The organism is Mesorhizobium sp. M6A.T.Ce.TU.016.01.1.1 (assembly GCF_003997065.1).
Taxonomy (GTDB): domain Bacteria; phylum Pseudomonadota; class Alphaproteobacteria; order Rhizobiales; family Rhizobiaceae; genus Mesorhizobium; species Mesorhizobium mediterraneum.
Window position 1 is genome coordinate 1 of the sequence record NZ_RZTJ01000103.1, and the last position, 639, is coordinate 639.

The 639-nt window shown below is 62.4% G+C and carries 1 protein-coding gene and 1 pseudogene; one reads left to right on the top strand and one right to left on the bottom strand.

Translation table 11 applies throughout. The annotated features are described in order from the left end of the window. Positions 1-72: 72 nt before the first annotated feature. A complete protein-coding gene (locus EOC94_RS33435; protein ID WP_063169673.1) occupies positions 73-483 on the top strand; it encodes a GFA family protein in 411 nt (136 codons plus the stop codon). 42 nt (positions 484-525) lie between these two features. Here EOC94_RS33435 and EOC94_RS35020 read toward each other — a convergent pair. Continuing rightward, positions 526-639: pseudogene (locus EOC94_RS35020) on the bottom strand (D-alanine:D-lactate ligase-like protein); the annotation flags it as partial.

Genomic DNA, 639 nt, shown 5'->3' on the forward strand with positions numbered 1-639 from the left:
CGAGATTTTCGCCAAGCCGAAATCGGCCTGATGTTGCGACCTCGAGCAGAATCAGACCCGTGGAGAACGATAATGACCAAGCGCTATACCGGCGGCTGCGCATGCGGCGCGATCCGTTACGAGACCAATGACGAGCCTATCTTCCAGAACCACTGCCAATGCAGCGATTGCCAGAAGCGCTCAGGCACCGGCCACGGATCCTACCTGACCTTCGGCCAGCGCACCGATATGGCCATTACCGGGGAGGTGAGCACCTGGCGCGTGGCGGGCGCCAGCGGCAATGAAAAAATCCACACCTTCTGTCCAACCTGCGGAACGCCGGTCTTTCTGATATCCGTCGCCATGCCGGAATTCATAGCGGTCCATGCGGCCAGCCTCGACGATCCGGAACAGTTCAGCCCGCAGATGGTGACCTACACGAGCCACGGCCATGCCTGGGACAAGATGGATCCCGCCTTGCAGGCGGTCGAGCGAATGCCGTAGTGAAACGCGTCCGCCGTCGGCCCGCGATCTGCCGTCGCGCCTTCAGGCCCGATGCTCTTGGCCGATCAGCCGGCTCGCCGCTGTCTCGGCTATGGCATCGGCAAGCTCGAGGCCCCATTGCTGGCGGCAATAGGCGCGGAAATCGAAGCAGGGCAG